Genomic DNA, 25,611 nt, shown 5'->3' with positions numbered 1-25,611 from the left:
CCCCACGGATCGCGCCGGCGACGACTGCCCCCTGGCGTCGCTATGTCGCCCTTGCCGCTTCGGCCATGACCGTCGCGGTCTACCCGCTGGCTGCCGGGCCCAAGCCTGCGGCGGCGGATCAGGCTGGAGACCTGCAGGCCCAGGCTGCCGCGCTCGCCGCCCAGATCGACGTCCAGAACGCGCAGCAGGACCGATTCGCCGAGCAGTACGACCTGGCTCGTATCCGAGCAGATTCGGTGTCGGCCGAGGTGGCGACGGCGAAGGCCCAGGTCGCCGAGACCCAGCAGCGGGTGAGCGCCATCGACGATCGGCTACGCCAGGACGCCGTGAGCTCCTTCATGGACGGAGGGACCTCGCAGCCCACCGACGTGCTGCGGGACACGCACTTCGACTCCCTGGTGCGCCAGCAGTACCTCGACGTGCTGGCGGGAGACCAGCACCAGATCGTGGGCCGCCTGCGCCAGGCCCGTCAGGCCCTCCAGGCCAGGCAGGCCGCCCTCGAGCGGGATCAGCAGAGCGCGCAGGCCGCCCTGACCTCGGTCGCCAGCGCCGGCCAGGCCGCCGCCGCCCAGACTGCCGCCGAGGAAGCGACCCTCTCTCACGTGAAGGGCCAGCTCGTCGGCCTCGTGGCCCAGGCCCAGCAGCAGCGTCAGGCGCCGCAGGCCGTCGCCGCCAGCTCGACGCCGCACGGGGCCCCGAGCCATGGGGGGGCGCCGGCAGCTCCCGCAGCCGGGCCGGCCCCGCCGCCCAATGGCGGAGCGTCGGCGGCGGTGTACTGGGCCGAGCAGGAGGTGGGCAAGCCCTACCAGTACGGAGGGTCCGGGCCCGACTCGTTCGACTGCTCGGGGCTCACCATGTGGGCCTGGGAGCATGCCGGCGTCTCACTGCCCCACTCCTCGAACCAGCAGTACGACGTCACCACGCGCGTCTCCCAGAACGACCTGCAGCCTGGCGACCTCATCTTCGAGGACTGGGGCGGCGGGGGGCCCGCTCCCGGCCACGTGGGCATCTACGTGGGCAACGGCCAGATGGTCGTCGCTGAGCACACGGGCACGAACGTCCAGTACGCCCCGGCCATCCGCTCCGCCTACTACGGCGCCGGCCGGGTCCGCTAGCACGGCGGCGCCTGCTTCGCCGAGCGGCTGAGAGACTGACCCCGTGAGGGCAGCCACGATCTCAGCCGGTGCCCTGGTCGTCGCCGAACGGCCCGATCCGGTTCCTGGCACGGGCCAGCTCCTGGTGCGAACGCGGGCAGCCGGCGTCAACGCCGCCGACCTGCTCCAGGTCCAAGGCCTCTACCCCGCTCCCCCCGGCAGCCCCGAGGACATCCCGGGGATGGAGCTGGCGGGCGAGGTCGTAGGTGTGGGACCTGACGTCCAGCGGTTCGGGCCCGGCGACCGCGTGATGGCGGTCGTCGGCGGAGGTGCCCAGGCGGAGCTCGTCCTCGTCCACGAGCGAACAGCTCTGCCGGTCCCAGACTCCTTGCCTTGGGATGCCGCCGGTGCCTTCCCCGAGGCCTTCACGACTGCACATGACGCGCTGTTCACCCAGTGCCAGCTGGCAATCGGCGAGCGCGTGCTCGTCCACGGCGCAGCCGGTGGCGTGGGCACGGCCGCCGTGCAGCTCGCCGTGGCGGGAGGAGCACGGACCACGGCGACCGTCCGGCACCCCGAGCTGCGCCCCGCGGTCGGGGCCCTTGGCGCCGAGGCCGTCGGCACCGACGACTTCGTCGAACGGGGACCGTTCGACATGGTCCTGGAATTGGTCGGAGGACCCAACATGCCTGCCAACCTGGCGGCCCTGGCCACCGGAGGGCGCATCAGCGTCATCGGGGTCGGTGCCGGCACCACCGCCGACATCGACCTGCGCACACTCATGATGCTGCGGGGCCGCATCGTCGCATCCACTCTGCGGGCCCGTCCGCTCGAAGCCAAGGCCGATGCGGCGCGCCGGCTCGAGAAGCACGTCCTGCCGCTGCTCGCCGACGGCCAGCTGCAGGTGCCCATCGCTGCTCGCTTCGATCTCGACCACGTGGCCGAGGCCTACGACCGCTTCGCCACCCCCGGCAAGCTGGGCAAGGTGGTCGTGCTCACGGACGGCTGACGAACCCGGCTGACAGCCGGATGCTCAGATCGCCGTCCATCCTCCGTCCACGGTGAGCACCTGACCCGTCACGTAGCTGCTGGCCTCGCTGGCTAGGAACAGCAGGGCGCCGTCGAGCTCCTGCAGCTCGCCCGCCCGGCCCATCGGGGTCTTGCGCCTGATCCACCGCTGCCCGCCCTCGTCGGCGAACATGACCTCGGTCATCTCCGTGCGGAACCACCCTGGAGCCAGCGCGTTCACCCGCACGCCCCGGCGCGCCCACTGGGCGGCCAGCTCCCGGGTGAGGTTGACGAGACCCCCCTTGCTGGCCACGTAGCCGGCCTGGGGGATCTGCCCCGACCCCACCAGCCCGAGCACGGATGCCACGTTGACCACCACGCCGCTGGCCTGCTCGAGCATCTGACGACCGACGAGCTGGGTGAGGACGAAGGCGGCGGTGAGATTGACGCCCAGCACCTGTCGAAATTGCTCCGCAGGCTCGTCCTCGGCCGGCACTGGGTCGGAGGTGCCCGCGTTGTTGACCAGCACGTCGATGCGGCCGTGCCGATCCAGGGCCACCCTGACCAAACGTTCCAGGTCCTCGTCGCGGCTCACGTCGCAGGCGACCGGCACGGCGTGGTCCAGCTCGGACGCCAGGGACTCGATGCGATCGGCGCGCCGGGCGGCCAGCACCAGGTGGCCGCCCGCCCCGTGCAGGACCCGCGCCAGGTGCTCTCCGATACCGCTCGACGCCCCTGTAAGCAGCACCACCCGACCGTCGAGGCGGAACCGGTCGAGGGGCTCGACCGTCGGCTCGCTCACCTACGGGTCGGCCGCGGGGCTGGTGTGGTCGAGCTCGTGGGAGTGGTCTTGCCCGCCAGGGCATCCGCTCCCGGCGTGGCCGACAGGACGACCGAATCACGAGTGCTCGCCTCGAAGCTGTGCCCGGTCGTCCACTGCATGCTCGGGAGCAGCTTGGTCCCGTTCTCCGGCGCCGCGGGGAGGCCGGGGGCCTGGGCGTAGGAGATGTAGTTCACCCAGGCGCTGTTGATGTCGAGCTCCATGGCCCGCACCGCTCCGGCGTGGGCCAGCACCTGAGCCAGCGTGTACACGCTGAGCCCGGGACCTCCTGCGTACAGGAGGGCACCGTTGGCCGTGACGCCCACACCCGAACGCCAGGCGAGGACGGCGTTCCCGAACGTGGCGCCCCAAGCGACGTTGGAGTCGCTCTGGAGACCCGGCACGGGGGCGCCCCCGTCGACGACGAGAGCCAGGTTCTGGCGGACCGACGCGATGTCAGGACCCATGACGGCGTCTCTCCCCCACTTGGCGACGGTCGGCACGCCATTGGTCCGGATGACCAGAGAAGCGGCCCCGTCGACCAGTGGCTTGGCGAGCCGGCCGTCGGTGTAGTAGCCGCCGCGGGAGTCCTGCAGGCGGAAGCCCGAGTTGAAGGCGCCCAACATGGCAGGGCGCAGCTCGGGGGGGACCGGCGTCATGGTCGGCCAGCTCCCGCCGGGGACCTCCGACCCGGAGTACAGCTTGGCCCGGAGCAGCTCGGTGTCCATCCACGCCACCCCGGTGACCAGGCTGGTGTGGACGGGGTCGGGCCTGACGTAGGCGGAGTACGCCGCCGGCAGGCCTCCCACCAGACGGCCGATGGGATGCCAGTCTCCCTCGCCGGGCAGAGGCGGGTTGGCCAGCGGTACGACGGCAGCCGGAGCTGGCAGGTGGGGAGGACCCTTGGCGGTCGGCGCCTTCGTCGACGGGCTGGAATTGGGGATGAGACCCGGCGCCGGGCGCCCGCCCTTCGGCGGCTGGTGGTGCAGGTACCACTCGCGCTCCACCCAGCGGACGATGCCGGCGCCCCCGTGGTCCCGCACCCACTCGGTGGCGTTGGCACCGAGGCCCCCGCCGCCGGGAACCACCAGCGCGTGGCCGAAAGACCAACCGAACCAGGTCAACGCGACGATGAGGACTGCGGCGATGGCGCCACGACCGGCCCGGCCGCGCGTCGAGACGCCGTTCCAGAGCCGCGGCCGGCGGCGGTGCCGACGCCGGCCCTCACGCGGCGGCGGAGCCGCGGGCGGAGGCCCGGGCGGCGGCGGCGTGTCCGCGCGGAGGTCGAGTCGGGTGTCCAAGTCCTCGGACGTCACAGGAGAGAAGTATGGCCAAAGATCGGGTGGGAGGATGGTTCATGCTGCGCCAACAGGCGCGACGGGCAGGACCGAGACCCGTCGTCTCCCGATCGCGCCAACGGGTGTGCTGCCTGGCGCTCGGCGTGGCGCTGGTCGCGGCAGCCTGCGGCGGCCCGGTGCGACACGCCGTTGTCCGTCCCGGCGCCCCGGCGGCGACGTCGACCAGCCTCCCGGCACCGGTGGGCGTCGCCCACGTGATGCTCGTGGTCCTCGAGAACCGGGAGCGGGGAGCCGTGATCGGCGACCCCGGGGCGCCGTACCTCAACGGGCTGGCCAGGCGCTTCGGCACGGCTGAGAACGCCGTCGCCACGACCCATCCCAGCCTTCCCAACTACCTGGAGCTGCTGGCCGGCACCACCTTCGGCATCGACTCGGACTGCGGCGGCTGTCAGGTCGACGGATCGACCCTGGTCGACCAGCTGGAGGCCAAGGGGATCGGCTGGAAGGCGTACATGGAGGCCATGCCGGTGCCCTGCTTTCGCGGCGTCTCCCACGGCACCTACGCCAAGAAGCACGATCCGTTCATGTACGTCTCGCACCTCGCCGACGACCCGACGCGCTGCCAACGGGTCGTCCCCTACAACCAGCTGTTGCCCGACCTCACCAGCGGCAGCGCCCCGCCCTTCCTCTGGGTCACACCGGACCTCTGCGACGACGGGCACGACTGCTCTACGGCGATCATGGACTCTTGGATGGCCAGGAACCTGGAGCCGGTGCTGGCATCCAGCTGGTTCAGGGACCACGGGGTCGTGATCGTGACGTTTGACGAGGGCACCTCCGGCGCATCGTGCTGCAACGGTGCTCACGGCGGTCGTATTGCCACGATAGTCGTTGCCCAGGGAGCGCCGGGCGCCCTCCGGTCGACACTGCCGGTTGACCACGCCGGCACGCTGGCCACCATCGAGGACCTCTTCGGTGTCGCCCACCTGCGCGACGCCGCTTGCCCCTGCGCCGGCGTTCTGACACCGCTCCTCTAGCTGGTCACAGGTCGAGGTCGAGCTGGGCCGGCGACGGCTGCTCGGGGGCGTGCGTGGTGTTCGGGCTCGCCTGCTCGAGCGGGCGCCTACCCGGGGCGAGCGCCCGATCGGTCCTGGACGGTCGGGTCGCCCCCGCGGGGGAGCGACGACCTCGACGGGTCAGGGCGGCGCCGACCAGGCGGGCCACGAGGGCGCTGAGCTGGCGCTGGTCGGCACTTGGGATATAGGCGCTACGCCGGTAGCGCCGGTGGTAGCTGTCGACGAGGTCGGGATAGGTCCGCTCCAGCCAGGCCAGGTAGTGCTGCCGCACACCCGGACGCAGGTGCAGGGCGTTGGTCGACACCGACACGGCACCGGCCTCGACACAGGCGTCCACCACCGCCTCGAGCTGGTCGGGATGGTCGGAGAGACCGGGCAGCACCGGGGCGATGAGCACCCCGCACGGCACGCCCGCCTCGTTGAGCCGGGCCACGGCGGCGACCCTCTGGCGAGGGTGCGGCGTCCCCGGCTCGCTGGTCCGCCACACATCCTCGTCGAGCGTCCCGATGGACAGGTTGGTCCTGACGCTCGTCTTCCTCGCACCCTCGGCCAGGCGGTCGAGGTCGCCGAGCACGAGCGTCGACTTGGTGAGAATCGAGAACGGGTTGCCCGCCCCGACCAGCGCGTCCACGATCCCCCTCGTCAGCCGGTACTTGCCCTCGGCGCGCTGGTAGGGATCGGTGTTGGTTCCCATCGCGATGGGCTCCCCGCGCCACCTCGGGTCGGCCAGCTCGGCCCGCACCCGCTCGACCGCGTTCACCTTGACGACGATCCGCCGGTCGAAGTCCTCCCCGATGTTCAGCCCCAGATAATCGTGCGTCGGCCGAGCAAAACAGTAAGCACAGGCATGGCTGCATCCTCTGTAGGCGTTGATCGTGTACCGGAACGGCATGCGCGATGCGGCGGGGACCTCGTTGATCACCCGGCGGGCGTTGACATGGAGGAATTCGAGTCCCTTGTACTCGCCTTTGCCCACGTGGCGGTCCAGCAGCTCGTCGTCGCCAAAGAGGGCCGGCTGCCCGCCGTCGTCCTCGGCCAGCCGCCACCGCAGGCGGACGGGGACCCCACGGTCATCGCTCACGACCGGATCCTAGTCGAACGTCTGTTCGAGAGCCAGCTTGCGACGATCGGCCCGGCGCCGGGCGATTGGTCCCGCAGGGGGTGCATACTGATACTGCGTGGCGCGGCGCGCCGACCGGAGTCCTGGAGAGCCGATTGAAGCCAATCCCCGTCGACTTCCACATCGGAGCCCTCCAGATCCACACGTACGGGATCGGGCTGGCGCTGACCTTCTGGTTCTCCCTGCGCTACTTCGAGCACCGCCTGCGCAAGTACGGCTACCCGTGGCGCTGGGCGACCGGGATCTTCCTGTGGATCGTGGTGTCCGCCATTGTCGGGGCCCGGGTCGTGCACGTGATCGCCAACATCAGCTACTACTCCAACAACCCGGGCGACATCCTGGCCATCTGGCACGGGGGGCTGTCGTCCTTCGGGGGGCTGCTCTTCGCTGTGCCGGTCGGCATCGTGCTGGCCCGCCGCCGCTGCCCCGAGCTCCCCACCAGCCAGGCGCTCGACGTGGTGGCCCCTGTGCTCGTGGCCGCGTGGGGCGTCGGGCGGCTCCTGGGACCCCAGCTCATGGTGAACGGCGGTGGCCACCCAACGAACGCCTGGTATGGGCTCGAGTACGCGGGCCAGGTGGGCAAGCGCATCCCCGTCCCGGTCTTCCAGTCGCTCGAGTGCTTCGCCATCCTCGGGATCCTGCTCCTCCTGGAGCGTTGGACCCGTGGCCGCCCGGTCGGGCTGCTGGTGTGGTCGGCCGTCGCCCTCTGGTCGCTCACGCGGTTCACCGACGAGTACTTCTGGCTGGCGGTTCCGCACCTGTGGGACGCAGTCGAGGTCGTGTCGCTGATCCTCAGCGCCGCCGGGTTCGTCGCAGTGGCCGTCTTGTGGCGACGCCGGCGCCGAGTCGAACCGGCGCGCCCCGAAGACGGCGCCCCCGAGCCCGGACCCGGCGCCGAGGTCCCGGCCGCCACCTGATCGCCCGATTGACGGCGTTCAGCTAGAGCGGGGCGAACTGCCCGGGGCGGCGGCCGGGGCCCGGCGGGCCGGCGAAGGCCTGGGCGAGCTCCATCCACTCCCGAGCCCTCGACCCCTCGGTGACCACGTCGGTATCGGCGAGGTGTCGTCGCTGGGTCACGACCAGGCAGAACCCGAGCGCCGACCCTCGGACCGTGTCGACTGACCCCTCTGCATCCCAGGACCAGCGCTGACCCGATGGGGCCACCAGCTCCACGCCGACCGGCTCGGGGGGCAGCTGGCGACCTCGGACGGAGTAGCTGAACGGTCGCGAGCGCACGCCGATGTGCGCGACGTGGCGCAGGCGATCGGTCGGAGAGCGGACGACTCCGAGCCCGTCGACGACGTCCTGGCCGTGGGCCCAGGCCTCCATGAGCCGGGCGGTCACGAACGACGCCAGGCTCATCGGCGGCCCGTACCAGGGAACCCGGGCGGCGGGATCGGCACCGGCCACCGCAGCCAGCAGGTCCTGACGCCCCCGTCGCCACACCTCGAGCAGCTCCGGACTGGTCATGGTGCGAAGACGATCGAGGTGATGGGCCGTGAAGTCGCCACCCTGGGCCAGCGCGGCCTCCACCTCGGCTCGGAACCGCTCCGGCGCCGTGAGAGCCGTGGTGGCGGCGGCATCGAAGTAGGCCAGGTGCCCGATCTGGTCGCCCACGCTCCAGCCCACGGCGGGCGTCGGGCGACTCCAGTCCGCATCGTCGAGACCGCTGACGAGCGTGTCGAGCTCCTCCTGCTCGGCGACCAGGTCGCCCCGAATGTCGTCGATGCTGGCCATGACGAGCCGACCGTACCCCTCCCTTTATGCTTCCGACCAGGAAGCGGCGTGAGGAGGTGGCCGCGATGTCCAGGTCGACAGCGCTGATCGTGACCGACGTGCAGCGGGACTTCTGCCCTGGGGGCTCGCTGGCCGTCGAGAGGGGCGACGAGGTCGCCCGCCGCATCACGGCGTGGGTCCGTGGCCACGGCAACCTCTACGACGTCGTGGTGGCCACCAGGGACGAGCACGAGGCGCCGTGGCACCACTTCACCGATCAACCCGACTACCTCAACACCTGGCCGCCGCACTGCGTGATCGGCACGGTCGGCGCCGAGCTCCACCCTGACCTGCACTGCGACCCCGACGCCATCTTCTCCAAGGGGCGCTTCCGGGCCGCGTACTCGGGCTTCGAGGGCACCGACCCCGAGGGGACCTACCTCGAGACCTGGCTGCGGCGCCGAGCGGTCGAGGATGTGCACGTGGTCGGCCTCACCAGCGACTTCTGCGTGGCCGCCACTGCATGGGACGCCATCCACGCCGGCTTTCGGACGACCGTGCTGGAGGATCTGTGCGCCGGGGTCTCGCCCGTCACCACGGCGACGGTCCGGGCCGAGCTGGCGGGTGCCGATGTCGCTTTCACGGACAGCGAAAGCATGGCCGGTGTGACGCGACCGGCGTGAGCAGGTGGGCCCCGACGGGCCCAGACGGTTTCGGCAGTGGGGACGGAGGGACTCGAACCCTCACTACGGGCGTTTTAAGCGCCCCGCCTCTGCCGGTTGGGCTACGTCCCCGTCATCCTCGCCCTCACGATAGGCGCCTCCCGGCGGCCTAACATGACTCCCGTGGCCGCCGGTGACAGGTTCGTGGAGGCACCGAGACCAGCGGCCCTCGTCCCGCTACGGCCCAGGGAGGCCGACACCGGGGCGGGGCTCGAGGATCCCCGGCTGTCCGATGTCGACGAGTGGGGTCGCTCCGAGCACATGCGGGCCGTCGCCCGCCAGATCTACGGACCTCTCTACCGCCAGTGGTTCCGGGTGGAATGGCAGGGGTTGGAGAAGATCCCGACCAGCGGTGGCGCGCTCCTCGTTGCCAACCACGCCGCCGCCATCCCATCCGATGCCCCCGTGATCATGCACGGCATCGAGGAGGAGCTGGGTCGGCCCGTCTACGGCCTCGCCGACCACATCTTCAAGACCTTCCCGGTCATCGGCACGATGTGGTCGCGGCTGGGTGGTGTGGCCGCGCACCCCGAGAACGCCTTCCGGCTGCTGCGCGAGCAGCGGCAGCTGGTCCTTGTCTTCCCCGAGGGCACCAAGGGTCCGGGCAAGCTGTACCAGGACCGCTACCGACTGCGCCGTTTCGGGCGCGGCGGGTTCGTCGAGATGGCCATGCGGGCCGGCGTGCCCATCGTGCCCATCGCCGTGGTGGGGGCCGAGGAGTCGATGCCGACCCTGGCCAAGGTCCCCGCCCTGGCCCGCGCCCTCGGCGTGCCCTACGTCCCGATCACCGCCAATCACCTGGTGTTCGGGCCGGTGATCGGGACCGTCGCCTACTTCCCGGCCAAGTTCAAGCTCCGGGTGCTGGATCCCGTCACCTTCCAGGTCCCGCCCGAGCAGGAGCGCTACTCCAAGAGCCGGGTGATGGACGAGGCCGAGACCATCAGGATCAAGCTTCAGGACAACCTCTACGACATGCTGCGGGACCGTCGCAGCGTCTGGTTCGGCTGACCGGAGTGGGGCGCCGTGTCCTGATCACGGGATTGGGGACGTTCTGGGGCGGCCGCATGGCCCAGGCCCTCGAGCGGGACCCCGACGTGGAGATGATCGTCGGGCTCGACACGGTGACGCCGTCGGTCGCCCTGGAGCGGACCGAGTACGTGCGGGCCGACCAGAGCTACTCGATCCTCTCGCGCATCGTGCGCGCCGCCCAGGTCGACACGATCGTCCACACCTTCCTCGTCGTGGACTCCACCCGCATGAGCGGGCGCGCCCTGCACGAGACCAACGTCATCGGGACCATGAACCTTCTCGCCGCCGCCAGCGCCGCCGGCGCACCGGTGCGCCAGATCGTGGTGAAGTCGTCCAGCCTGGTGTACGGGTCCTCGTTCCAGGATCCGGTGTGGTTCCGCGAAGAGACCCCTCGCACCGGGCCACCGGGGACCCGGGTCGAGTCGTCCCTGCTCGAGGCGGAGGGCTACCTGCGCGACTTCGCCGAGGACAACCCGCACGTGGTGGTGACACTTCTGCGTTTCGCCAACGTGCTCGGGACCGAGATCGTGACGGCGACGAGCCAGGCCCTGGAGCGTCAGACCGCGCCGTACATCTTCGGCTTCGATCCCCTGCTGCAGTTCGTCGAGGAGGGCGACGTCGTCCGCTGCCTCGAGTTCGTCACCAGGCACGGCGCCGCCGGCATCTACAACGTCGCCGGTGACGGCCGGCTGCCCTGGAGCGAGGTGGCCCACATCTGTGGGACCCGCCTGCTTCCCCTGCCTCCGGTGCTGACCAACGTCGCCGCCGCCCCGCTCAGGCAGCTGGGCCTGCTCGATCTGCCCGCAGAGCTGCTCAGCCTGCTGCGCTTCGGGCGGGGCATCGACAACCGACGGCTCAAAGAGGCGGGGTTCACGTACCGTTACACCTCGGCTGGCGCCGTCGAGAACTTCGCCCGGGCCCGCCGGCTGCGCCGCACCGTGGGCTCGGCTCCTCCGGACTACACCTACGAGCGCGACGTCGAGGCGTTCTTCCGGCACTCCCCGGCCGTCGTGCGCCACCCGGAGGCGTAGCGACGCCGTCGGCTCCGCGCCCCCCGCTCACGTCCAGCCGGCCAGGAAGTCCTCACGCCGCTCGGCCCACTCCTCGGCGGTGATCGCGTAGCGGATGTGGTCTTCCCAGCGGCCGTCGATCTGGAGGTAGCGCACCGCCACCCCCTCGTTGCGAAGACCGAGCTTCTCCACCACCCGCCGGGAGGCACGGTTGCGGGGGATGATGGAGACCTGCAGGCGGTGGAGGTCGAGGTCCTCGAACGCGAAGCGGATCACCGCCACCAGCGCCTCCGGCGCGTAGCCCCTGCCAGCGAGGGCCTCGTCGACCCAGTACCCGACGTAGGCGTTCTGGAACGGGCCGCGCTGGATGGACGACAGGTTGATCTCCCCGCCGAGACGACCCTCGACGAAGATGCCGAAGCCATAGCCGCTGCCGAGCTGGCGCTCGCGCTCGCGGCCGCCACACCGGGCGGCGAAGGCCCGCCGGTCCTCGACGGCGTCGGAGGAACCCACGGGCGGACGGGGCTCCCACGGGACGAGCCAGTCGCGACACCGGCGGCGGACCTCCTGCCACTGGGCGAAGTCGCCCTCGACCAGGGGCCGCAGCAGCACCCGCCGACCGGTCAGCTCGAGCGTCGAGGCCCGGATCACCGGCTCGACCTCATCGGGCCGGCCTCACGTGGCCTCCCGCACGGCTTCCACCGCTGCCGGGTCCTCGAGGGCGGACAGGTCGCCGGGATCGGCGCCGGTCGCCGCCGAGCGGACAGCACGCCGCAGCACCTTGGCGTTGCGCGTCTTGGGCAGGGCGGTGGCGAAGCGGATGCGCGAGGGCCGGAACGACCGCCCCAGCTGGCCCGCGACCAGCGTGGTCAGCTCACCCCGGAGCTCCTCGCCCGGCTCCCAGCCCGGGCCCAGCACGACGAAGGCCCACAACGCCTCTCCCTTGATGGCGTCAGGGATCCCGACGGCGGCGGCCTCCAGGACGCCGGGATGCGAGACGAGCACCGACTCGACCTCGGCCGGCCCGAGGCGCTTGCCCGCCAGCTTGATGGTGTCGTCGCTGCGCCCGTGCAGGAACCATTCACCATCTTCGTCGATCGACGCCCAGTCGCCGTGGGTCCACACGCCGGGCCACCTCGACCAGTAGGTCGCCAGGTAGCGCTCGGGGTCCCCGTAGAGGCCTCTCGTCATCGCCGGCCACGGTTTGGTGCACACGAGCTCGCCGACGGCATTGCGCACCGGTCGCCCCTGCTCGTCGTAGACGTCCACGGCCATGCCGAGCGCCGGGCCCCCGAGCGAGAGTGGCTTCAGGGGCTCGACCGGATGGGGGGACAGGAAGCAGGCGCCCACCTCGGTCCCGCCGGAGATGTTGATCACCGGGCAGCGCTCGCCGCCCACGACCCGGAAGTACCACCACCACGGCTGCTCGTTCCAGGGCTCGCCAGTGGAGCCGAGAATGCGCAGCGCCGACAGGTCGTGGCGTGTCACGGGATCGTCCCCGTGCGCCATGAGGGCCCGCACGAGGGTGGGGCTCACGCCGCAGATGCTCACCCGGTGGCGCTCGAGCACCGCCCACAGGCGGTCGGGAGCGGGGTGATCGGGGGCGCCTTCGTACAGCAGGAGCGTGGCGCCCAGCGCCAGGCCGCCGAACAGCTCCCACGGGCCCATGATCCACCCGATGTCGGTGAACCAGAAGAGGACATCATCCGGGCGGCAGTCGAACTGGAACGCCACCTCCTCGGCCACCTTGACCCCGAACCCGCCGTGGACGTGCACCGACCCCTTCGGTCGCCCGGTGGTGCCCGACGTGTAGCCGATGAACAGCGGGTGCTCGGAGTCGAGCGGGGGGGCCGAAAGGGCTGCGCCCGGGCCGGGCCATCGCGCCCACGTGCGCCCGTCGCCGGCAGCCGCGTCGAGACCGCCGGCACCGAGCCGCTCGACGACGACGACCGTACGAACCGACGGAACGGCAGCGACCGACTCCCGGGCCACGTCGAGCATGGGCACCACCGCCCCCCGGCGGCGAAAGCCGTCGGCGGTCACCAGGGCCACGGCGCCGGCGTCGGACAGCCGGGTGCTGACCGCCAGCGGGGCGTAGCCGCTGAACAGCGGGAGGAAGACGGCCCCGAGCTTGGCCACCGCCATCAGGGTGGCCACGGTCTCGGGCACCATGGGCATGAAGACGCCGACGGCGTCGCCCTCCCCGACCCCGCGCTCGGCCAGCAACCGGGCCAGCCCGTCGGTCTGGGCCCGGAGCTCCCCATAGCTCCACCGGCGAACCTCGCCGTCCTCACCCTCCCAGACCACCGCCGTCCGGCCGGGGTCGGCGGCGGCGTGGCGATCGACGCACACATCGGCCAGGTTGAGCCGCCCGCCGACGAACCACCGGGCCCAGGGGGCTCCCTGCTCGACGTTCAGCATCTCCCGCCAGGGCTCGACGAAGGGAATGCCGAGGAAGTCCACCACGGCCGCCCAGAACCACTCGGCGTCGTCGATCGAACGAGCGACGAGGTCCTCGAACCGGGACAGCCCGTGGCGGGCCATGAACCGTCCGACGTTGGTGGCCGCCGCCTCATCGGGATCGGGCCACCATGCCTCATTCTCCAGGGCCTCATGCTGGAGGGCCGTCCGCTCGTCGGACACGCCGCTCACCGGCCCAGCACCTCGCCCAGGGCCCCGAGCAGGAGGGTGACGTTGCGGGGGCGGGCCGTGTGCCCCATGCACCCGATGCGCCACGCCCGGCCGGCGTGCGGCCCGAGGCCGCCGCCGATCTCGATGCCGTAGCGGTCGAGCAGCTGGACGCGCACCGCGGACTCTGTCGTGCCGCGGGGCAGCACGGCATCGGGAACCCATACCGTGGTCAGCTCGGGAAGGCGATGGCCCTCCTGGGCCAGGAGCTCGAAGCCCAGCTTCTCCATCCCCTCCTGGAGCTGGCGGCCACAGTCGCCGTGTCGGGCCCACGAGGCCTCCAGCCCCTCCTCGAGCAGCACCCCGAGACCGGCATGGAGGGCGAAGATCATCGGAACCGGGACCGTGTGGTGGTAGCGGCGACCGCCGCCGGCCTCCATGTAGTCGGCGAGCATGCCGAGGTCGAGGTACCACGACCGGGGTCGACCGACCAGGCGCGCCCGCGCCCGCTCGCTGACGGTGAGCGGCGCCAGGCCGGGCGGCACGCCGAGGCATTTCTGCGTGCCGCTGTAGGCCACGTCGATACCCCACGCGTCGGCATCGACCGGGATGCCGCCGAGGGAGGTCACGCAGTCGACCAGAAGGAGGGCGTCGCCCTTGGCCGGCCCGAGGGGCTCGACGTCGTTGCGGACCCCTGTCGAGGTCTCGGCGTGGACCACAGCGATGATCTTGGGCGCCGGGTGCGCGGCCACCAGGCGGTCAGGATCGATCGCCTCCCCCCACGCCGCATCGACGCGGGTCACCTCGGCCCCACACCGGCCCGCCACGTCACACATGCGCTCACCGAACAGGCCGTTCACGCCGATGACAACGGGATCACCGGGCTCGACGAGGTTGACGAAGGCGGCCTCCATCCCGGCCGAGCCCGTGCCGCTGATCGGCAGCGTCAAGGCACTGGCGGTACGAAAGACCGCTCGGAGCCGGTCGCACGTCACGTCCAGCACGGCAAGGAACTCCGGATCGAGGTGGCCGAGCAGCGGGCGCCCGAGCGCCGCCGTCACCTCGGGATAGGGGTTCGACGGCCCCGGACCCATGAGGGTGCGCTCGGACAGGGGCATCCCCGGCACTCTAGTGACGACTCGCCAGAGCGTCCCTCAGGACCACAGCTGGCTCATGACGAGCCCGTCGAGGATGTCCGACTCCGACACGAGGCACGACTCGAACCCCAGGTCGCGCATCAGCGTCGCCAGGACCACGGTCCCACCGACGATCACGTCGGCCCGCGCCTCCTCCAGCCCAGGGCGGCGAAGGCGCTCGTCCCTGCTCTCGCCGGCGAGCGCGTCGAGGAGCTCCCCGACGCGCGACCGAGCGAGGACCGAGTGATGGATTCGCTCTCGATCGTGGCTGACGACGCCCTGGTCGATGGCGGAGAGGGTACTGACCGTGCCGGCCAGGCCCACCAGCCGGTCCGCCTTGGTGATCGCCGGTTGCGCGGCGGCGGCGGCTTCGAGCCCGGCGCGGACGGCGTCGTCGGCGTCCGCCAGCTCGGCTGGCAACGGAGGATCATGGTGCAGGAAGCGCTCGGTGACACGCACGCAACCGACGTCGATGGACGCCACCGCCACCGAAGAGGTGACACCGGCTCCGATGCCACTCGCCTCGCCGAGGCCGGGGGCTGGCGCCGTGACGAGCTCGGTGGAGCCGCCACCGATGTCGACCACGAGGTAAGGCCCGTCGTGCGGATCGAGCTCCGCGGTGGCGCCGGCGAACGACAGCCGCCCCTCGGACTCTCCGGAGAGAAGCTCCAGCGGCACCCCAAGCGCGTCCTCGGCTTCGGTGAACAGCTGCTCGCGATTGGCTGCGTCCCGAGCGGCCGATGTCGCCGTGGCCCGCGCCCTGACGACGCCGTGGTGCGCCATGACGCCGCGGTACTGGCGCAGGACGCTCACGGTCCGGGCGATCGCCCGGGGAGCAAGGCAACCGTTGCCGTCGACGCCTTCTCCGAGCCGCGTGATTCGCATCAGCCGCTCGAGCGGGCGGCCGTCGGCGCCCGCCACGAGCAGGCGGGTCGAGTTCGTGCCGCAGTCGATCGCCGCCACAGGACCCGCTTGGGATCGGGCGAGCTCGAGCCGGTCGGCCACCCAACGGCCCACCGGGTCATCGCCTCCGGCGAGAAACCACGCCAGGTGGGCGTGCAGGCACTTCACGCCCCGTCGGGTCCCTCCGACGCCGCCGGCGGGGCGGGGTCCGCGGTGGTCGGCGGGCACGGCCGCGTCACGGTCGGCTGCGTACCGGGCGTGGGCGGCCGCGAGCTCGGCGGGATCGACCGCCGCCTCTGCGGCCTTGACCCCCCCGGAGGCCTCGAGGCGGTCCACCGTCGCCCGCAGGGCAGGGTCCACGAGCCACCAACGGGTGGGCATGGGTGTCTCGTCGTCGAGAAACGGCTCGTTGCGGATGACGCTGGGCTGGCCCCGCCGGTCGCGCACGACCACCTCGAAGCGACCGCGGGGCGGACGACCGAGCAGGACGGCCACGTCCTCCCGGTCGTCGGCGGTCACCGTCGTCGGCGCCGACGGATCACGATCACGACGATGGCCACGACGGCCACGATGCCCAGGGGGCGGGCCCGGCGCGCCAACGACCCCCCGGCGACGCCGATGAGGTCGACGGGCTCGGCCGGCACACTCTCCATACGGCGGATCGTCGGTTGCCCGGCGCCGTCGGTCCCGGGCGTGGCGGGGGCGCCGTTGGTGATCGGGCCCGAAGCCTCGTCTCCTCCCTCTCCGCCCACCCGCCCGGCGGGCGGCGGCTCGGTCACCTCCACCTCGACCGCCGGCTCGGTCCCCCCGGGCGGCCCGGGAGGAGCGGCAGCCGAAGACTCGTCTGCGGCCTCCACCCGGCCGAGGACAGTGGTCTCCAGGCAGTCGACGAACTGCCTCAGAAGCTTGTTGCTCACGTCGGCCAGCACGCCCCGCCCGAACTGGGCGACCCGCCCGGTCACGGCCAGGTCGGTGACGATGGAGACCCGGGTGCCCTCGCCGTCGGGATGCAACGAGGCGCTGATCGTGGCACTGGCGTTGCCCTGGCCGCGGGTCTCACGACCCTCGGCCCGCAGGACCGCCCGCAGCCCTGGAACGTCGCGTTCGACGAAGCTGGCCCGGCCCTTGTACTGCGCCGTGATGGGCCCGACCTTCACCTTGACAACGCCCCGGTACTCGTCTCCCTCCACCTCCTGGAGCTCCGCCCCGGGCATGCAGGGTGCGATCCGCTCCACGTCGGTCAGGAGGGCCCAGGCCTGCTCGGTCGGGACACCCACGGTGAACTCGTTGGTCAGCTCCACAGTCTCAGATCCTCCACCGTGTCGACGTCGGCTGGATCCCCCGGGCACGCTACCTCGCGCACCAGCGCCGGCTGACTGCCGATCACAGCCCGTGCTCCCTGGTCGCCCGTGACGGGCACCAGGGGCCACACGGAGCGGTCGAGCTTGACCGGGTTGCGACGCCGTCCGGAGTAGGTCGCCACGACGATCGGGGAGCCGGTGGAGGTGGCCACGGTCCGCCAGGCTTCCGTGGGGACGAGCGGCTGGTCGCCGAGGCCGACCACCGCGGCCCGGTGAGCCTGGCGCTCGCACCAGTCGAGCCCGACCCGCAGGGAGGTGGCCAGGCCGGAGGGCCACGCCTGGTTGTGGAGGAGCGTGACGTCGGCGGGCATCACGGCCGAGAGGTCCACCGCCCCGGTCACCACCACGGTCTCGTCGAGCGCGGCAGCCAGAGCGGCGTCGACCGCCCACGACACGAGGGGCCGGCCCCGAAACGGCGCCAGCAGCTTGCTCGTCCGCCCCGCGAAGCGGCTGCCGCCGCCCGCGGCCAGCACCACGGCGGCCGTGGTCACGGTCCGGCTACCGACCGCTCAGGACGACCAGGCCACGGGGTAGAGCACCTGGGGCGCGGTGATGCCCTTGAGCTCGGCCCGTCGGGGCTCGCCGAAGTAGAACTCGCCCGAGCTCTCCGCCAGCTCGTGGATCAGGCTCGACACGAGAATCTCGCCAGCCCGGGCCTCGGCGGTGATGCGGCTGGCCATGATCACCGTCCGGCCCAGGAAGTCGTCGCCCTGGCGCACCGCCTCGCCCGTGTGCAGTCCCAGGTGGACGTCGATGGGCTCATCCGGAAGGGCCGAGTTGCGCTCGGCGAAGGCCTGCTGGATGGCGATGGCGCAACGCACGGCGCGACCGGCGCCGGCGAAGGCGACCATGAAGCCATCGCCCTGGGCTTTGACCTCGTAGCCGCCGTGGGCCGCCACTCGAGCGCGCACGAGCTTGTTGTGGGTAGCGAGCAGCTCGCCGGCCCTCAGGTCGCCCAGCCGCTCGGTCATGGGCGTGTACCCGGCGATGTCGCTGAACAGGATCGTGACGGTGCCGTCCGGCGCAGTGGGCAGCCGCTCGGGCGAGTCAACCGTGCCGGGCTCGGGGAGCTCGACCCCCGCTGGGTCGGGCCCGCTGCCGTGGCGCCGGTCCGGCCGGCGGCGATCGCGGGCCTCCCGCCGCGCCTGGTGTGACTGGAAGCGCGTCTCGGCCACGACATCGAGGGCGCCTGCGACATCGCCACCCTCTACCAGGCCCCGAACCTTCTCCTTGAGGCCCTTGCTGCGGACCGTCACCCCGCCCATGATCGGAAAGGCTCGGACCCTGACCCTCGGCGCGCCGGGAGTGGGGGCGACGTCCCGTACCCGGAGGTCCTTGCCCCCCATGATGGGCACGCCGGTCAGGTCCACCTCGATGCCCTCGGGGACGACGATGTCGATACCGCCCATGAACGCCACGGCGGTGATCACGATCTCCGATCCGTCGATCTCGGCCTGGCGCAGGTCCAGCTCGCAGCCGCCCATGAACGCGACCGCCTTGGTGTGGGACCGTGGCCGCCAGCGACCGCTGCGGCGGGAGCCGCTCAAGATGGCCACCGTCCAACCCTTGGCGGGACGCCGCGCCGTCTCGGGCACCGGCGCCTGCACGGCCGGCAGGTCGGCCATCACCCGCTGGAGGTCCGCCTGGGTGCGCGCGCCCAAGGCGAGCCCGACCCGCTCGGAGAACTCGTCGAGCGTGATGCGCCCCTCGGCCGTGTGCTCCCGAAGCAGCTCGACTGCTTGATTGCGGTCCGCGTCGGAGACGCGCACGACCGGATGCCCCTGGTCGGGCGGTGGCTTCTCCATGGCCTCAGTCTGTCCCAGTCCGGGCCTGGACACGAGCGGATCTCTCGCGTGGATGAATGGGGCCCTCGGCGTCGCGCAGCGACGGCGCCCCGCGCCCGGTCCGTTGAGCGATGATCTCGGCGGCGACCGAGATGGCTGTCTCCTCGGGGGTGCGGGCGCCGATGTCGAGTCCGATGGGGCTCATCACCCGGGCGAGATCCTCTTTGGTGGCGCCCGCTTCCCGGAGGCGCTCGACCCGCTCGGCGTGCGTTCGCCGCGAACCCATGGCGCCGACGTAGCCGGCCTCGGTGGCCAGGGCAGCCATGAGGGCGGGGACGTCGAACTTGGGGTCGTGGGTGAGCACGCAGACTGCGTCGCGCCGACTCAAATTCTGCCCGACCTTGGCCAGGTGGCGGTCGGGCCAGTCCACCACGACCTCGTCGGCCATCGGGAACCGGGCCCGGGTGGCGAAGACGGGCCTGGCGTCGCACACGGTCACCCGGTACCCCAGCAGCTTCGCCACTCGGGCCAGGGCTGCGGTGAAATCCACGGCCCCGAAGATCACCATGCTCGGCGGGGGCGCGAACGCCTCCACGAAGACGGCGACCTCGCGCTGTCGGGCTTCCCCGTGACGGCCGTAGTGCCGGGTCGACGTGTGCCCCGCCGTCAGCGCGCCCAGAGCGTCCCGCGCCACGACCCGATCGAGGGCCTCGTCGCCGAGGGAGCCGAGGGGCGACAGGTCGGGGCGCACGAGCAGCTTGGCGCCCAGCGTCAGCTCGGGACGTTCGGCCCCGTCGGTGCCCTCGTCTGCCACCTCGACGATCGTCGCCAGCGCCACCGGCCGGTCGGCCAGCAGCTCGTCACGAAGCGTCTCGTAGAGGCTCACCAGTCGAGCGGCTCCACCAACAGGTGGATCGTGCCGCCGCAGGTGAGACCCACGGCGAAGGCCTCGTCGTCGGAGTAGCCGAACGTGCACACCCGGGCACTGCCGTCGCCCCGCAGCACGTCCAGGGCCTCGGTCACCACCGCACCCTCGACACATCCGCCCGACACCGAGCCGGCCACCTCGCCGTCCTCGCTCACTGCCATGGCCGCCCCTGGCCCACGGGGTCCCGACCCCTCCACGCCCACGACGCGGGCCAAGGCGACCTGTCGTCCCGAGCTCCGCCAGCGCTCGATATCGCCCAACACCTCCCTCATCGGGCCACCACTTCCACCAGGTTCTCCAGCGACGCCACGGAATGCCCTTCCACGAAATCGTCAACGTACGGAAGGGCCGCCGCCATCCCCCGGGCCAGCGGGGCGTACCCGGGCGAGGCCTTGAGCGGGTTGACCCACACCACACGGTGCGCGACGCGGTGGAGCCGGGCCATCTCGGCCCCGAGGACGTCGGGATCACCCCTGTCCCAGCCGTCGGAGAGGATCACCACCACCGCGCCGCGGGCGATCCCCCGGATGCCCCAACGGTCGTTGAAGGCCCGGAGCCCCGCGCCCAGCCGGGTCCCGCCGGACCAGTCGACGACGGCGGTCGCCGCCTCGCGCAAGGCGGCGTCGGGATCGCGCCCCGACAGCTCGCGGGTCAGGCGCGTGAGCCGGGTGCCCACCGCGAATGCCTCGACCCGCGTCCCGCCGGCAACTGCGGCGTGGAGGAACCGCAGCAGGACCCGGGCGTACGGCTCCATCGAGCCGCTCACGTCGCACAGCAGGACCACCCCCCGCGGCCGCCGACCGGGCTCGAGATAGGCCCGGCGTATGGGCTCGCCACCCGCGCGTAGCGCCCCACGCACCGTCCGGCGCAGATCGGGTCGCCCCCGGGCCCCGCGCGCCGGCTCCAGCCGGCGGGAGCGGCGAAGCGCGGCGCGCAGCCGGATGTCGGACATCATCCGGCGGGCCTCGGCCAGCTCAGCGGGCGAGCAGTCGGCGAAGTCCTTGTGGCGCAAGACCTCCGTCGGGCTGTAGCGAACCGTCAGGGTCGCGCCCGGCGGCTCGGTGGCCCGCTCCGCTGGCCCGGGTCCGGCCTCCGGGTCGTCGTCGGTCACGAGCGTCAGGGGAACGACCTCGGACACCTCTGACGGTGGGCTGCCGTCGCCCGACCAGAAGGCGGCGAAGGCCCGGTCGTAGACGGGCACGTCCTCGGGCCGGGTGACGAGCGTGGCCCGCCCCGCCCAGTAGACGGGGTGCTCTGCTCGCACACCGACGGCGCCCAGGGCCTGGGCGAAGCTGACCACCGAGCCGACCGGCACCTCCACGCCCGCTCCCCGCAGGACACGGGCGAAGGCGACCGCGATGCGGTCGGCGTTGCCGTGGGTCGTCGGGGCGGACGCAGGCGCGGGTGCCATCGCCGTCACGCCCCCCGGGTGACCGCGGCCCGCACCAGATCGGCCATGCCCGCCGAGCGGACCCGCTCGGCGTCCTCCCGGTACTTGAGGACGCTGCCCAGCGTGAGGCCGACGGCGTCCTCGTCGAGCTCCGCCGAACCGAGGGCTGCGAGCGCCTGAGCCCAGTCGATGGTCTCGGCGACGCCCGGCGGCTTGTAGAGCCCCATCTGGCGGAGCCGCTCGGCGGCGGCCGCGACCTGCTCAGCCAGCGCTTCAGCCACCCCTGGGGCCCGAAGCCTGACGATGGCGACCTCCCGCTCGAAGGTCGGGTGCTCGACCCAGTGGTAGAGACACCGTCGCTTGAGGGCGTCGTGCACGTCACGGGTCCGGTTCGAGGTGATGACGACGATCGGCGGCGTCTCCGCCCGGAACGTGCCCAGCTCGGGCACCGTCACGGCATAGTCCGACAGGATCTCCAGCAGGAACGCCTCGAACTCGTCGTCGGCCCGATCGATCTCGTCGATGAGCAGGACCGGCGGTGGGCGATCGGCGCCGCCGGGCGCGCCACCCGATCGAGCGCGGGTGGGGGCGATGGCCTGGAGCAGCGGCCTGGGCACCAGGAAGCGCTCCGAGTACAGCTCGTCCTCCAGGTCCGGCCCGGGCGGCTCGCCTCCGGCGGCCCCCCGGACCTCCGCCGTGCGCAGGTGCAGGAGCTGGCGGGAGTAGTCCCACTCGTACACCGCCTGGGACACGTCGATCCCCTCGTAGCACTGGAGCCTGACCAGCTCCCCGCCGGTCCAGCGCGAGAGGACCTTGGCGACCTCGGTCTTGCCCACTCCCGCCTCGCCTTCGAGCAGCAGCGGCCGGCGCAGCACGACGGCCAGGTACACCGCCGTCGCCAGGCCCTCGTCGGCCAGGTACTCGTGGGCGGCCAGCGCCGCCCGAACGCCGTCAGGATCCATACCCTCGCAATTCTCCCACCGCCCGGGTGGTTGCCCCACGCTCGGAACCCGGACCGTCAGCCGGCGGTCTCCTCCAGGGCCCGGCGGACCAGGACGGTGGCCAGGTGGCGACGAAAGTCGGGACTGGCGTTGAGATCGCCCGACGGATCCGTCCCCTCGGCGGCCACCGCGGCGGCGTCACCGATGGCCGCGCCCGACGCCAGGGCGGCCTCGGTGGCCGATGCGCGCAGCGGCGTCGATCCCATGTTGACCAGAGCCACGGACGTGGCCCCGTTGCGAACGGCTGCCACGCCCACGATGGCCCAGTCCTGGGCCCGGCGGTTGAACTTCTGATAGGACCAGCCGCCGCTGGCCCTGGGCACCCGGATCTCGGTGAGCAGCTCGTCGGCGCCGAGCGCCGTCTGCAGGAAGCCCTCGAAGAACGACTGGACCGGGATCGTCCGCTCGCCCCCCGGGCCCCGGGCCACCAGCGTGCCCCCCAGGGCCAGCACCACGGCCGGCAGGTCCGAGGCCGGATCGCCGTGGGCCAGCGATCCGCCGATCGTGCCCCGGTGGCGAACCTGGGGGTCTCCCACCAGGCCCGCCACGTGGGCGAGGATCGGCGCCTGGGTCGCCAGCAGCTCGGACGTCTCCAGGTCCCGGTGACGGGTGAGGGCGCCGATGGCGATGTGGTCGCCGGCATCTCGCACGTACGAGAGGTCGCGCAGACGCCCGACGTCGACGACCACGGATGGCACGGCGAGGCGCAGCTTCATCAGGGGCAGCAGCGAGTGTCCCCCGGCCAGCAGCTTGGCCTCGTCGCCGTGCGCGACGAGAAGGCCGAGAGCCTCGTCGACCGACGTCACCCGCTGGTAGTCGAAGGCAACCGGGATCATGCTGTCTCCCTTGCTTTGCCGGCCGCCAGTACCGCCTTGACGATGTTGTGGTAGCCCGTGCAGCGACACAGGTTGCCCTCGAGACCCTCCCGTACCTCCGCCTCGGTCGGATCGCGATGCTCCTCCAGCAGCGACGCGGCAGCCATGACCATCCCGGGGGTGCAGTAGCCGCACTGGAGGGCGTGGTGCTCCCGGAACGCCTCCTGGATGGGGTGCATGTCGCCGTCGCGGGCCATGCCCTCGATGGTCGTCACCTCGGTCCCGTCAGCCTGGACGGCGAGCACCGTGCACGATTTCACCGACTCGCCGTCCATCAGCACGGTGCAGGCACCACAGGACGAGGTGTCACACCCGACGTTGGTGCCCGTGAGGCCCACGACCTCACGGAGGTAGTGGACGAGCAGGAGCCGCGGTTCGATCTCGTGCTCATGGCTCGCACCGTTGACGCTGAGGCGAACTCTCACGACGTCCCCTTTCTGTGGAGCGCCTGCCAGACCCGCTCGGGGGTGGCAGGCATGTCGACGTGGCGAACGCCGAGGTGCGACAGGGCGTCGACCACGGCGTTCTGCACTGCCGGCGTCGAGCCGATCGTGCCGGACTCGCCGATGCCCTTGGCGCCCAGCTCGTTGACCGGTGTGGGCGTCTCCATCGGCGTCGTCTCGAAGCTGGGAAGCTCGGCCGCCGAGACGAACGTGTAGTCGGCCAGGTTGGCGGTGACGGGATTGCCGTCCTCGTCGTAGCCGACCTGCTCCAACAGCGCCTGGGCCGCTCCCTGGGCCAGACCGCCATGGATCTGGCCCTCGGCCAGGAGCGGGTTGAGGATGCGGCCGGCGTCGTCGACCGCCACCAGCCGCTCGAGGGTCACCTTGCCGGTCTCGGTGTCCACTTCCACCACCGCCACGTGCGACCCGAATGGGAACGTCGCCCCGTCCGGAGTGAAGTCGGTCTCGGCCGAGAGCCCGCCGGGCTCCGAGCTCGCCTCCCGGGCCAGCTCACTCCACGACTTGGCCACCGCCGGGGTGCCTGCAACATGGAAGCGCTGGCCCACCTTGTCGAGCACGACGTCGGCGGGGTCGGCCTCGAGAAGCTTGGCCGCCAGCTCGCGGGCCTTGTCCACGACCTGCCCCGCGGCCTGATGGGCTGCCACTCCCCCGACCTGGAGCGACCGGGAGCCGAAGGTCCCGACGCCGCGCGGCACGACGTCGGTGTCGCCGTGCACCACCTCGATGACGTCGACCGGAATGCCCAGCGCGTCGCTGACGAGCATGGCCCAGGACGTGACGTGACCCTGCCCGTGTGGCGAGGTGCCGGTTCGCACGACCGCGGTGCCGTTCTCGCGCACCTCGACGGCGGCGTACTCGCCTCCGGGCACGCCGTTGGTGATCTCCACGTAGACGGACAGGCCGATCCCCAGCTGTCGGACATCACCCGCATCCCGTCGCCGGGCCTGCTCCTTGCGCAACTCGTCGTAGCCCGACGTCTCGAGGGCGAGGTCGAGGGCGCGGCCGTAGTCGCCGACGTCGTAGGTGGTGCCCACTGGAGTGGTGAAGGGGAACTCGTTCGCCGCTATCAGGTTCCGCCGGCGAACCTCGGCCGGGTCCATCGCGATCTCGTCGGCGAACAGGTCGACTGCTCGTTCGATGGCGGCGGTGGCCTCGGGCCGACCCGCTCCCCGGTACGACACCACCGGTGTGGTGTCGGTGACGACGGCGCGGCTGTTGAACTCGATCTTGGGGATCCGGTAGGTGCCCGAGGCCATCGTCCTGGTCATGAACGACAGCAGGGCACCGACGCGTGGGTATGCACCGGAGTCCTGCAGCACGGTCAGGCGGTAGGCACCGATCGTGCCGTCCCTCGATCCTCCGATCTCGACGTCCTGGAGCTGGGCCCGCCCGTGGCCCAGCGCCACCATGCTCTCCGACCGGGTCTCGGTCCACTTGAGCGGACGGCCGACCCGTCGGGCCAGCCAGGCGATGAGCAGCTCGTCGGGATACCCGCCGATCTTGGCTCCGAACCCGCCGCCGACGTCGGGGCTGATGACATGGACCTCGTCCTCGAACAGGCCGTACGCCTTGGCCAGCGCGTCCCGCACCGAATGCGGCGCCTGTGTGGACGACCACTGCGTGAGGCGGCCGTCGTCCTCCCACCGTGCGGCGACCGCCCGCACCTCCAGCGGGCACGGCGCGACCCGCTGGTTGTTGACGCGCTGTCTGACGACCACCTCGCAGCCGTCGAAGAGCGACTCGTCCGTGCCGAACTGGAGCTCGAAGGACACGTTGGTCCCCGCCTCGGGGTGCAGGAGAATCGAGCCCTCGAGCGCCTGCTGGGCATCCACGAGGACCGGGAGCGGTTCGTAGTCGATGAGGACCAGCTCCGCGGCGTCGGCACCCTGGGCCTGAGTCTCGGAGACGATGGCGACCACGGGCTCGCCCACGTAGCGGACGACATCGGTCGCCAGCCAGGGCTGGGGCATCTTCTCGTTGAGCATCGGGATCTCGGGCGGCAGGGGATCGAGCTCGATGTCGGGCGCCGTGACCACCGCCAGGACTCCCGGCGCGCCCCGGGCCTCGTCGACGTCGACAGAGAGAATGCGCGCATGCGCCGACGTAGACCGCACATAGGTCACGCGCGCCGCCCCGTCGATCTTCAGGTCGTCGACGTAGGTGCCCCCACGGGTGAGGAACTTGGGGTCCTCCTTGCGGACGACCCGGTTGCCGAGGATGCTCACGCCTGGCCTCCCGAGGTGGCGAC

The 25,611-nt window shown here is 71.9% G+C and carries 25 protein-coding genes and 1 tRNA gene; 7 read left to right on the top strand and 19 right to left on the bottom strand.

From position 1 onward, the window contains the following. Window positions 1-65: 65 nt before the first annotated feature. Window positions 66-1,115 carry an NlpC/P60 family protein gene (locus VH112_03270; protein ID HEX4539240.1) on the top strand — a complete coding sequence of 350 codons (1,050 nt, stop codon included), beginning with the start codon at window positions 66-68 and terminating at the stop codon, window positions 1,113-1,115. A gap of 43 nt (window positions 1,116-1,158) precedes the next feature. Next, window positions 1,159-2,103, top strand: coding sequence for a zinc-binding dehydrogenase (locus VH112_03265; protein HEX4539239.1), 945 nt, complete (start codon window positions 1,159-1,161; stop codon window positions 2,101-2,103). 24 nt (window positions 2,104-2,127) lie between these two features. On the opposite strand, the gene VH112_03260 is transcribed toward VH112_03265, so the two are convergent. Both VH112_03260 and VH112_03255 read right to left on the bottom strand, forming a co-directional pair. Then, window positions 2,128-2,904 (bottom strand): glucose 1-dehydrogenase, encoded by a 777-nt coding sequence (locus VH112_03260; GenBank protein ID HEX4539238.1) that lies wholly within the window; start codon window positions 2,902-2,904, stop codon window positions 2,128-2,130. Continuing rightward, on the bottom strand, window positions 2,901-4,238 hold the full coding sequence (locus tag VH112_03255; GenBank protein ID HEX4539237.1) for a phosphodiester glycosidase family protein: 1,338 nt from the start codon (window positions 4,236-4,238) through the stop codon (window positions 2,901-2,903). Before VH112_03255 ends, VH112_03260 begins: the two co-directional genes overlap by 4 nt. Before the next feature lie 11 nt (window positions 4,239-4,249). Here VH112_03255 and VH112_03250 point away from each other — a divergent pair, with 11 nt between their 5' ends. Further along, window positions 4,250-5,257 carry an alkaline phosphatase family protein gene (locus VH112_03250; GenBank protein HEX4539236.1) on the top strand — a complete coding sequence of 336 codons (1,008 nt, stop codon included), beginning with the start codon at window positions 4,250-4,252 and terminating at the stop codon, window positions 5,255-5,257. A 4-nt stretch (window positions 5,258-5,261) separates the two neighbouring features. Here VH112_03250 and VH112_03245 read toward each other — a convergent pair whose 3' ends face one another. Then, entirely contained in the window at window positions 5,262-6,377 is a 1,116-nt protein-coding gene (locus tag VH112_03245) for a radical SAM protein (protein HEX4539235.1), read from the bottom strand. A gap of 134 nt (window positions 6,378-6,511) precedes the next feature. Between VH112_03245 and VH112_03240 the strand changes: the two genes are divergently transcribed. Next, a complete protein-coding gene (locus tag VH112_03240; protein ID HEX4539234.1) occupies window positions 6,512-7,333 on the top strand; it encodes a prolipoprotein diacylglyceryl transferase family protein in 822 nt (273 codons plus the stop codon). A 22-nt stretch (window positions 7,334-7,355) separates the two neighbouring features. Here the strand turns inward: VH112_03240 and VH112_03235 are convergent, their stop codons facing one another. Further along, window positions 7,356-8,153, bottom strand: coding sequence for a TIGR03084 family metal-binding protein (locus VH112_03235; protein HEX4539233.1), 798 nt, complete (start codon window positions 8,151-8,153; stop codon window positions 7,356-7,358). A gap of 65 nt (window positions 8,154-8,218) precedes the next feature. Here VH112_03235 and VH112_03230 point away from each other — a divergent pair, with 65 nt between their 5' ends. Continuing rightward, a complete protein-coding gene (locus VH112_03230; protein HEX4539232.1) occupies window positions 8,219-8,815 on the top strand; it encodes an isochorismatase family protein in 597 nt (198 codons plus the stop codon). A gap of 37 nt (window positions 8,816-8,852) precedes the next feature. Here the strand turns inward: VH112_03230 and VH112_03225 are convergent. Next, a tRNA-Leu gene (locus VH112_03225) sits at window positions 8,853-8,926 on the bottom strand. 51 nt (window positions 8,927-8,977) lie between these two features. On the opposite strand from VH112_03225, the gene VH112_03220 reads away from it, so the two are divergent. Together VH112_03220 and VH112_03215 are read left to right on the top strand one after the other, a co-directional pair. Continuing rightward, complete coding sequence (locus VH112_03220; GenBank protein HEX4539231.1) at window positions 8,978-9,862, top strand: lysophospholipid acyltransferase family protein; 885 nt, start codon at window positions 8,978-8,980, stop codon at window positions 9,860-9,862. Window positions 9,863-9,867: 5 nt separating this feature from the next. Continuing rightward, window positions 9,868-10,914, top strand: a complete 1,047-nt coding sequence (locus VH112_03215) for an NAD-dependent epimerase/dehydratase family protein (GenBank protein HEX4539230.1) — start codon at window positions 9,868-9,870, stop codon at window positions 10,912-10,914. Window positions 10,915-10,941: 27 nt separating this feature from the next. On the opposite strand, the gene VH112_03210 is transcribed toward VH112_03215, so the two are convergent. From VH112_03210 to VH112_03145, 14 genes are read right to left on the bottom strand one after another with little or no spacing between them, the layout of a single operon-like run. Next, window positions 10,942-11,544, bottom strand: coding sequence for a GNAT family protein (locus VH112_03210; GenBank protein HEX4539229.1), 603 nt, complete (start codon window positions 11,542-11,544; stop codon window positions 10,942-10,944). 24 nt (window positions 11,545-11,568) lie between these two features. Then, complete coding sequence (locus tag VH112_03205; protein ID HEX4539228.1) at window positions 11,569-13,545, bottom strand: AMP-binding protein; 1,977 nt, start codon at window positions 13,543-13,545, stop codon at window positions 11,569-11,571. Beyond that, window positions 13,542-14,639, bottom strand: coding sequence for an alanine--glyoxylate aminotransferase family protein (locus VH112_03200; GenBank protein HEX4539227.1), 1,098 nt, complete (start codon window positions 14,637-14,639; stop codon window positions 13,542-13,544). Before VH112_03200 ends, VH112_03205 begins: the two co-directional genes overlap by 4 nt. A gap of 36 nt (window positions 14,640-14,675) precedes the next feature. Next, complete coding sequence (locus tag VH112_03195; protein ID HEX4539226.1) at window positions 14,676-16,079, bottom strand: DUF501 domain-containing protein; 1,404 nt, start codon at window positions 16,077-16,079, stop codon at window positions 14,676-14,678. After that, the gene (locus VH112_03190) at window positions 16,076-16,861 is read right to left on the bottom strand and encodes an SRPBCC family protein (protein ID HEX4539225.1); all 786 of its coding nucleotides are present in this window, start codon (window positions 16,859-16,861) and stop codon (window positions 16,076-16,078) included. Before VH112_03190 ends, VH112_03195 begins: the two co-directional genes overlap by 4 nt. Continuing rightward, window positions 16,852-17,412, bottom strand: a complete 561-nt coding sequence (locus VH112_03185) for a nucleotidyltransferase family protein (protein ID HEX4539224.1) — start codon at window positions 17,410-17,412, stop codon at window positions 16,852-16,854. The genes VH112_03190 and VH112_03185 overlap by 10 nt, the downstream gene beginning before the upstream one ends. Window positions 17,413-17,430: 18 nt before the next feature. Further along, a complete protein-coding gene (locus VH112_03180; GenBank protein HEX4539223.1) occupies window positions 17,431-18,726 on the bottom strand; it encodes a DUF1707 domain-containing protein in 1,296 nt (431 codons plus the stop codon). A gap of 4 nt (window positions 18,727-18,730) precedes the next feature. Then, entirely contained in the window at window positions 18,731-19,591 is an 861-nt protein-coding gene (locus tag VH112_03175) for an XdhC/CoxI family protein (protein HEX4539222.1), read from the bottom strand. Next, complete coding sequence (locus tag VH112_03170) at window positions 19,588-19,905, bottom strand: XdhC family protein (GenBank protein ID HEX4539221.1); 318 nt, start codon at window positions 19,903-19,905, stop codon at window positions 19,588-19,590. Before VH112_03170 ends, VH112_03175 begins: the two co-directional genes overlap by 4 nt. Further along, the gene (locus VH112_03165; GenBank protein HEX4539220.1) at window positions 19,902-21,044 is read right to left on the bottom strand and encodes a VWA domain-containing protein; all 1,143 of its coding nucleotides are present in this window, start codon (window positions 21,042-21,044) and stop codon (window positions 19,902-19,904) included. Before VH112_03165 ends, VH112_03170 begins: the two co-directional genes overlap by 4 nt. A 5-nt stretch (window positions 21,045-21,049) precedes the next feature. Continuing rightward, on the bottom strand, window positions 21,050-21,985 hold the full coding sequence (locus VH112_03160) for a MoxR family ATPase (GenBank protein ID HEX4539219.1): 936 nt from the start codon (window positions 21,983-21,985) through the stop codon (window positions 21,050-21,052). A 56-nt stretch (window positions 21,986-22,041) separates the two neighbouring features. Next, entirely contained in the window at window positions 22,042-22,860 is an 819-nt protein-coding gene (locus VH112_03155; GenBank protein ID HEX4539218.1) for a xanthine dehydrogenase family protein subunit M, read from the bottom strand. Further along, window positions 22,857-23,324: a (2Fe-2S)-binding protein gene (locus VH112_03150; protein HEX4539217.1), complete on the bottom strand. Its 468-nt coding sequence runs from the start codon at window positions 23,322-23,324 to the stop codon at window positions 22,857-22,859. The genes VH112_03155 and VH112_03150 overlap by 4 nt, the downstream gene beginning before the upstream one ends. Continuing rightward, complete coding sequence (locus tag VH112_03145; GenBank protein ID HEX4539216.1) at window positions 23,321-25,588, bottom strand: xanthine dehydrogenase family protein molybdopterin-binding subunit; 2,268 nt, start codon at window positions 25,586-25,588, stop codon at window positions 23,321-23,323. Before VH112_03145 ends, VH112_03150 begins: the two co-directional genes overlap by 4 nt. Window positions 25,589-25,611: the final 23 nt, after the last annotated feature.

This window comes from Acidimicrobiales bacterium (assembly GCA_036270875.1).
Classification (GTDB): Bacteria; Actinomycetota; Acidimicrobiia; order Acidimicrobiales; family AC-9; genus AC-9.
Note: the sequence above shows the minus strand (reverse complement) of the source record. Positions and strands in the feature narration are given on the sequence as shown.

What these genes read in the sequence shown, in the direction of transcription:
- VH112_03155 (HEX4539218.1), bottom strand. Translation starts at nt 22,860, where the DNA reads ATGATCCCGGTTGCCTTCGACTACCAGCGGGTGACGTCGGTCGACGAG.
- VH112_03160 (HEX4539219.1), bottom strand. Translation starts at nt 21,985, where the DNA reads ATGGATCCTGACGGCGTTCGGGCGGCGCTGGCCGCCCACGAGTACCTG.
- VH112_03200 (HEX4539227.1), bottom strand. Translation starts at nt 14,639, where the DNA reads ATGCCCCTGTCCGAGCGCACCCTCATGGGTCCGGGGCCGTCGAACCCC.
- VH112_03230 (HEX4539232.1), top strand. Translation starts at nt 8,219, where the DNA reads ATGTCCAGGTCGACAGCGCTGATCGTGACCGACGTGCAGCGGGACTTC.
- VH112_03270 (HEX4539240.1), top strand. Translation starts at nt 66, where the DNA reads ATGACCGTCGCGGTCTACCCGCTGGCTGCCGGGCCCAAGCCTGCGGCG.
- VH112_03165 (HEX4539220.1), bottom strand. Translation starts at nt 21,044, where the DNA reads ATGGCACCCGCGCCTGCGTCCGCCCCGACGACCCACGGCAACGCCGAC.
- VH112_03235 (HEX4539233.1), bottom strand. Translation starts at nt 8,153, where the DNA reads ATGGCCAGCATCGACGACATTCGGGGCGACCTGGTCGCCGAGCAGGAG.
- VH112_03250 (HEX4539236.1), top strand. Translation starts at nt 4,250, where the DNA reads ATGGCCAAAGATCGGGTGGGAGGATGGTTCATGCTGCGCCAACAGGCG.
- VH112_03170 (HEX4539221.1), bottom strand. Translation starts at nt 19,905, where the DNA reads ATGAGGGAGGTGTTGGGCGATATCGAGCGCTGGCGGAGCTCGGGACGA.
- VH112_03180 (HEX4539223.1), bottom strand. Translation starts at nt 18,726, where the DNA reads ATGGAGAAGCCACCGCCCGACCAGGGGCATCCGGTCGTGCGCGTCTCC.